The organism is Ferruginibacter sp. (assembly GCF_014377975.1).
Lineage (GTDB): Bacteria > Bacteroidota > Bacteroidia > Chitinophagales > Chitinophagaceae > Ferruginibacter.
The window spans coordinates 1-7,024 of record NZ_JACMOO010000063.1 but is presented as its reverse complement, the minus strand read 5'-3'; the positions used below and the strand labels follow the sequence as shown (position 1 = coordinate 7,024).

Sequence of the window (7,024 nt, the reverse complement as noted above, 5' to 3'; positions counted from 1 at the left end):
CCAAATATGATGAAATGATCATTGAAGCCAGCAAGGATTTTGCAAAAAGAAGCATTGGGTGGATGACAAGAATTAAACCTTTGCGGCTTGCCGGAGGCAGGATATTATTGCCGTTGTATTCTGATGGATTTAATATGTCTATTATTGCTATTTCTGATGATGATGGCGAAACCTGGCACGAAAGCCTGCCAATTGTTGGAAGAGGAAATGTTCAGCCCGCCCTTGTACAAAAAAAGAACGGCAATATCGTAGCTTTTATGAGAGACAATGGCGATGAACCATCCAGGGTACAGGTAAGCGAATCTTCAGATAAAGGATATACCTGGAGTGCAGCCCAAAAAACAAATATCCCCAATACCGCAAGTGTAGAATTGATTGTATTAAATGATGGCCGCTGGGCATTTGTTGGTGATGATGAAGATGATGGCAGATACCGGCTAAGTCTTTATATTTCCGATGATGAAGGAAAAACATGGAAGTGGAAAAAAACATTGGAAAACGAACAAAAAGGAAAGGGCAGTTTTTCCTATCCCTGCCTTATACAAACCAATAACGGTCTATTGCATATCAGCTATTCTTATTCGCTTGTGAAGGAGGGTGAGTCGGTTAAATATGTTGTGATAGATCCAAAATCAATTCATTGATTACTGGCGGGAAATGCTTTTTGGAACCGGACTGTTGATGAAATTATCGTGAGGGAATCATTGTGTATTTTAAACATTGAATGTAAAAATCGAACCGGGGATAATTTATTTTACCGGTTAATGAATATACTATTCCATCAGGATAAATTTTAACTTGCACAGAAAGTAGATTTTCAACCAATAAAATAAGATGGAACTCATTTATATTTTACCTTCTGCCATTGCGATACTCCTGATTGTAAACATTTACTTTACGTTTAAAGCAGGTAAAAAAGAATACAGTACTGAACTGAATGAAATTAAATTTTCAACCGGCATGCTGATCCAAAATTTAAAAGATACCGAAGCGGGTTTAAAAAATGAGTTTACTGCTAATCGCCTGGAAGCAACGCAAACAGCCAGTAATTTAAGAACAGAAATCATTCAGCAGGTAACGGTATTTGGCAAAACAATTTCAGACAATATTCACATAGTATCCGAATTACAAAATAATCAGTTTACTGCATTTTCTGAACAGTTTTATAATCTCACAAATTCATTACAACAAAAATTAACTGTCTTTCAAACCAGCATAGAAACCAATAGCAAAGAGAGCCGAAAAGAACTTAAAGAAAACCTGGCTGGTTTTAAAAACGAACTCAATGAAGCGTTAAAGGATTATAAAGAAAAGCTAAGAGAAAATTTCGGAGATTTTGAAAAAAATCAACACACACAAAATACAGGCAGCTCAGAAAAGCTGGATAAATTAAAACAAACGCTGGAAACATCGATTAAAAATTTACAGGAAGGCAATGAAAAAAAGCTGGAAGAAATGCGCAATACGGTTGATGAAAAACTGCAAAAAACTCTGGAGACAAGGTTAACCCAGTCTTTTGAACTGGTAAGTAAAAACCTGGAGTCTGTACAAAAAGGATTGGGCGAAATGCAGCAACTGGCAACAGGTGTGGGCGATTTAAAAAAAGTATTAAGCAATATAAAAACCAGGGGTATTTTGGGCGAAGTGCAACTCTCTAATATTTTAGAACAGATGCTTTCGCCGGAACAATATGAAATCAATTGCATTACTAAACCCGGCACCGCTAACCGGGTTGAATTTGCCATAAAAATTCCGCAACATCACCAGGATAATAAGATGTTGCTGATGCCGGTAGATTCCAAATTTCCGATTGAAGATTATTATACATTGATTGCAGCTTACGATGCTGGTGATACCATAGCGGCAGAGCTGGCAGGAAAGGCATTGGAAAATGCCATCAAAAAATCTGCGAGGGACATACACGATAAATACATTTGCCCACCCGACACTTCAGAGATCGGATTGCTTTTTTTGCCCGTTGAAGGTTTGTATGCAGAAGCTGTGCGCAGGCCTGCTTTAATGGAAACTTTGCAAAGAGATTACCAGATTATTGTTACCGGCCCTACCACATTGTCTGCTATTTTAAATACCATTTCGTTTGGGTACAAAACAATGGCGCTGGAGCAAAGAAGCGGTGAAATTAAGAAGACGCTGAGTGCAGTAAAAACAGAGTTTGGAAAATTTGGAGATGTATTAACAAAGGCACAGGAAAAAATAAATAAAGCAAGCGAAGATATAGATGAACTGGTGGGTACCAGAACCAAAAAAATACAGGCAAAATTAAAATCTTTTGAAGAATTATCTGTGGCAGAAGTGAATGTACTTTTAGGTGATGTAACGGAGGAATAAAATTAAAAGCAGTTACCGGTTAAACAATATCTTTAAATAAAAAAGTGGATTCATAAATTTTTTTCTGATGTCTACATTCTCAAACATGCAACTGATGGTTTCTTTCAGCTCCTTACTTCGGCTGGCCTTATTTACTACAAAATTAAAGAGCCGGGGTTTGCTGGATAATATCTGCAGGTAATGACTCAGTTTTAATTCTGTCCATAATTTTGTGTACAACTCATCGTCGTATTGTTTTAAAAAATGTATAGAAAAATCATTCGCATCAATTGCTTTCTTTATCACCCTTGATGCCACTAATCCGGAAACCATTGCATTGCCGATGCCTTCACCGGTAAAAGGGTCAATCAGCGAACCCGCATCACCGGTTAATAAAAACCGGTTGCCACTGAGTTTTCTTTTTTTAGATCCCAGCGGTAGCCCCCACCCATCAATAGGTCCTTCTATTGTTGCGTTTACAAAACGATCTTTTAAAGTCGGGTGCGTCTTAATTGCCTCCAGCATTAATTGTTTAAGATTCACTTTTTTTAGCGATATACTTTTGCTGAGCATTCCTACGCCTACATTGGCGGTACCATTTGGTAATGGAAAAATCCATAGATAGCCTGGCTGCAGTTCTTTTAAAAAATGCAGCTCAATATAATTCTGTTCGTGCATTCCAGATACATTTTTATAATAGGCCCTGATCCCGGCACTGTAATGTGCCGGTTCCATTGTATGCTGTGCCATTTTTTTCGCCACAATGCTACCCCTGCCTTCTGCACCAACAATCATTTTGGTAAATATCTGTTTGCGTTCGCCGTGTTGTTTTATGGTTACCAGTAAGCCATCTTTTATTTCTTCAATATCTTCCAGCAAGGTATTGGTGAGCAATGTTGCATACTGGTTGTCAATTAATCCTGCAAGTGTATTGTCAAAATCAATGCGCTTACTTACAAAGCCGGCAGGGATTTGTTCTTTGGTATTTTTTAATAAAAAAGGTATGTCAAGGCAGGTATTGTCTGGAGCGGTAAATTGGATACCGGTACTAACAACGGCCTTGTTTTTATCGGTTAAAAAATAGTCCTGCCATGCAGGTGTTATTCTTTTTAATATGCCGACAGATTTACCGCTGAATGCATCGCCGCAAATTTTATCACGTGGAAAAACTGCTTTGTCAATTATAATGTGATTGATTTTTTCTTTCGCTAAAAAAACAGAAGTGCTTGCGCCGCCCGGGCCTGCGCCTGCTATCAGTACATCGGTTTCAAAATGTGGATTGCTCAATTGCGTATGTTTGGTAAATTATTTATGAAATATACAATAAGACAGTAATTTAATAATACTGTTATTGAATGCATGTTTGTAATTTAATGTATAAAATTATGATCCCTGTTTATCTTTATTCCGTAGTTATTTATCAATTTCAAAAAGACAATTCGAAACAATATATTTTTATACTGATCAATTCCTCTAAAAAATATCATGCGTCAGTTAGCCCTACGGAGGCTTACTAAAAAGAAAATAATAAGGTGGTAACTGACCTGGCAGGAAATATAACATCGTACGGTTCGCCTGGTTTTTGCTCCTGCGTATTTTCAACTGGGTAAGGCATCATATCTTCTCCTTCTGCTGCTGTTGTTACATATCGTTTAACCAGTTTCATCTTTTTTGCATTGGGTAAACCCTCCGGCACAAAACCTGCGATGGTATTTTCTATTGTATAATTGATAACATTTACCACCAGTGTTTTATCATCTTTAAAGGCACTCACCATCACCTGCCGGGCTGCGGCTGTTTCGCTTAAACCATCACTTCTGCTGGTTTGCAGCCGGTACATGCCTGGACGAACAAATAAACTGTAATGACCCAGCGCCCATAAATTTTTGGTAATAGTATATAGTTTGGCAGAATCTTTATTTGCCAGGGCATTTAATGCCACAAGATAATACTGGGTATTGCTATCTGCTGCACCCGGTTCAAAAGCATTCCAGAAATGCCATGCGGTAGCATTGCCAGCTGTAAAATCCTGGTGAATTACTTTAGCCAGGAAAAGCGCACAATCCATTGCGCTTCTTTTAATATCCTTTACATTTTCTTTAAAGCCATCGCCCAACATACAATATTCAGATTGCCAGTATTCCAGACCGGCATCGTACTTTTTTAATGTATCTTTTAATTTATTTCTTACACTGATGAGGTTGTCGTCGCCATTATCGGTAAAATAACCATGTCCTTCAACAAAGGGTGTTGCATGGCTTAAATTACCAATATACAAATCACTCCCGGGATCCCAGAAACGGGCAATTTGGCGGGAGGCTTTAACATTGGAGTCATACAAATGATTCAACATTCCGGCTTCAGTAATTAATATTTTTGTAGTAGCTTTTTGTCGTTGCAGGCCTTTGTTTAAAGCTTTTACAGTCTTGTAAATTTCTTCGTTTGTCCACGGACTCCCTTCCTGCTTTGCTTCACCAAAAGTTCCGCTCCAGTCCCATTGAGGCTCATTAACAGGACTTATATAATTGAAATGGCAATTGATCTTATCAAAATGCCGGACTACTGTTGATAAAAAACCGGCATAGTCTGCATATTTATTTTCCTGTAAATTACTTTTCTCATCTTTTCTTAATTTATATCCCAACCCATTTTTTGTAAACTGCACTGGTGGGCTGTTTACAAATGCTATCAGATCTTTTACGCCCTGTTTTTTCGCCTGTTTTAATAACCAGATATAGCCTTGTTGTTTGCTCCAGTCATACTTGCCTTGGGGTGAAAGAAAACACTCAACACGATGGGCGGGATTTTTAATGCCGCTGCTATCTCCCTGCTCTGCCGTACCGGCGCCTATATTAAAACGAAAGGCCGAAAGGCCAATACCCTTTGGTTGTCCATTGTTTTCAAATGCCCGGCTAAACAACACGTCAGCCATTCGTTGCTTTGCATCTGCAGGCCATTTTTTGCCAATTTCTTCCCCAAACCAGCAGGCGGATGCGCCAATATTTCTAATTTTTTGAACGCTATCATGTAGATTAATCGTAAATACAACCCGGGTATTTCGCTGCGAAAATGCAGGCAACAATAGCAGCATCAACCCCAGATTTAATAATAAAATTTTCATGTTTGCATTTTTTAAAAAAATGATTGCCTTACTTTTTATAAATAATAATTCTCCCTCTAAAAAAATGATCTTTCCTTTTCGGATGATTCCACTTTAAAAAAGAATTACAAACTGCCAGTTCTGCCGCCATCAACCGGAATGTTTACGCCATTAATATATCCCGCTGCAGGCGTACATAAAAAAGCGGCCACCGCTCCAAATTCTTCTGGTTCGCCCAGTCGTTTAGCAGGTATGGAACTAATAATATTTTTTTCAATTTCTTCTGGTTGTTTTCCCTGGTCAGCGGCTTGTTTTGCAAACAAATATTTAAGCCGGTTAGTATTGGTATAGCCTGGTAAAACATTGTTTACAGTAATTCCTCCATAACCAATTTCGTTCGCCAGTGTTTTAGCCCAATTAGCCATCGCAGCCCTTACGGTATTTGAAATACCCAAACTATTAATAGGTTGTTTAACCGCTGTTGATACAATATTGATGATGCGTCCGTAGCCCGCTTTTTGCATAGCGGGCACTAAAAGTTGCGCCAGTAAGTGGCTGCTGATAACATGCGCAAGAAATGCCTTTTCCAATTCTGCCGCATCGGTATTAATCATTGGCCCCGAAGGAGGCCCGCCTGCATTGTTTATTAAAATATGTATGATTCCGTTTTGCAACATCCAGTTGCTTACAATGGATTTGGCTGTTTCGGGAACCGTAAGGTCAAACACTAAATAATGATGTTGCTGGCCTGCACTGCAATCCAGGTGCAATAGTGCTTCTGACAGTTTACTTTCTGTTCGGCTTGCTATAATAACGGTTGCCCCAAGCAATGCCAGTTCTTTTGCAGTGGCCAGGCCAAGGCCTTGCGAACCACCGCAAACAAGAGCAGTTTTATCAATAAGGTTAAGATTCATGTTTAAAATTTATACTCTTCTCTTTCAGGTGTAAAAACATCCAGCAATTCGCAGGCCGTAATGGCTCTGCCACTGTGTAATACGTATGGGGGAATTACCGCAACAGAGCCTGGCTGCATCAACCTGGTTTCACCACCTACGGTTAATTCAAAACTGCCTTTCAGTACATTGGCTACCTGTTCGTGCAGGTGGGCATGCTCGGGTACTTTTGCTCCGGCTTCTACATCCCAGTAAACAAAACTCATGGTACCTGTGTGAATGGTACGCCCGGTAAAGCCGGGAAAAATTTCTTTAGTAGCTAATTTTTCTAATTCAATAAAAGACATACAACATAATTTATTAAACAAATGTAATAAGAAGATGATAAGCTATGTCAGTTTGTTTGCAATAATACTTTCCCGGCTTATGTAATTAAAAAAAACTTCCCTGTTATTATAAAAAAACGCGGATTGTTGCAACAATAATTTATTTACAAAATTTAAAATAGATATTTTAAAAAATAGTTGTATTTTTAACCACTGCAATGATACCCTGAATACAATATCCGTTTAACAGCCTCCGTTTTCAATAACTAATTTTTGTCGTTTAACATCTTTAGAATTCCCCATTAATCTGGCACGACAAATGCAGATTACGTTATAATATCCTGCAATAATTTTAATGATTTATTTATCCCTATCCT

General features: G+C 38.4%; 6 protein-coding genes. 2 read left to right on the top strand and 4 right to left on the bottom strand.

Annotated features, from left to right (window positions below; translation table 11 throughout):
• Positions 1–644, top strand: a 644-nt coding sequence (locus H7254_RS04190) for a sialidase family protein (RefSeq protein WP_301931792.1), incomplete at its 5' end; no start/stop codon positions are given.
• Between the two features lie 190 nt (positions 645–834).
• Positions 835–2,349 (top strand): DNA recombination protein RmuC, encoded by a 1,515-nt coding sequence (gene rmuC, locus H7254_RS04185; protein ID WP_301931791.1) that lies wholly within the window; start codon positions 835–837, stop codon positions 2,347–2,349.
• A gap of 12 nt (positions 2,350–2,361) precedes the next feature.
• Here the strand turns inward: rmuC and H7254_RS04180 are convergent, their stop codons facing one another.
• The 4 genes from H7254_RS04180 to H7254_RS04165 all read right to left on the bottom strand — a co-directional run bounded on the left by H7254_RS04180 (position 2,362) and on the right by H7254_RS04165 (position 6,668).
• Positions 2,362–3,615, bottom strand: coding sequence for an NAD(P)/FAD-dependent oxidoreductase (locus H7254_RS04180; RefSeq protein ID WP_301931790.1), 1,254 nt, complete (start codon positions 3,613–3,615; stop codon positions 2,362–2,364).
• A 226-nt stretch (positions 3,616–3,841) separates the two neighbouring features.
• On the bottom strand, positions 3,842–5,449 hold the full coding sequence (locus tag H7254_RS04175) for a glycoside hydrolase (protein WP_301931789.1): 1,608 nt from the start codon (positions 5,447–5,449) through the stop codon (positions 3,842–3,844).
• Positions 5,450–5,553: 104 nt separating this feature from the next.
• Positions 5,554–6,342 (bottom strand): SDR family oxidoreductase, encoded by a 789-nt coding sequence (locus tag H7254_RS04170; protein ID WP_301931788.1) that lies wholly within the window; start codon positions 6,340–6,342, stop codon positions 5,554–5,556.
• Between the two features lie 2 nt (positions 6,343–6,344).
• A complete protein-coding gene (locus H7254_RS04165) occupies positions 6,345–6,668 on the bottom strand; it encodes a cupin domain-containing protein (RefSeq protein ID WP_301923822.1) in 324 nt (107 codons plus the stop codon).
• Positions 6,669–7,024: the final 356 nt, after the last annotated feature.

Bases quoted from the DNA above. Each gene is read 5' to 3' on its own strand.
- rmuC (WP_301931791.1), top strand. From the start codon at position 835: ATGGAACTCATTTATATTTTACCTTCTGCCATTGCGATACTCCTGATT.
- H7254_RS04175 (WP_301931789.1), bottom strand. From the start codon at position 5,449: ATGAAAATTTTATTATTAAATCTGGGGTTGATGCTGCTATTGTTGCCT.
- H7254_RS04170 (WP_301931788.1), bottom strand. From the start codon at position 6,342: ATGAATCTTAACCTTATTGATAAAACTGCTCTTGTTTGCGGTGGTTCG.
- H7254_RS04165 (WP_301923822.1), bottom strand. From the start codon at position 6,668: ATGTCTTTTATTGAATTAGAAAAATTAGCTACTAAAGAAATTTTTCCC.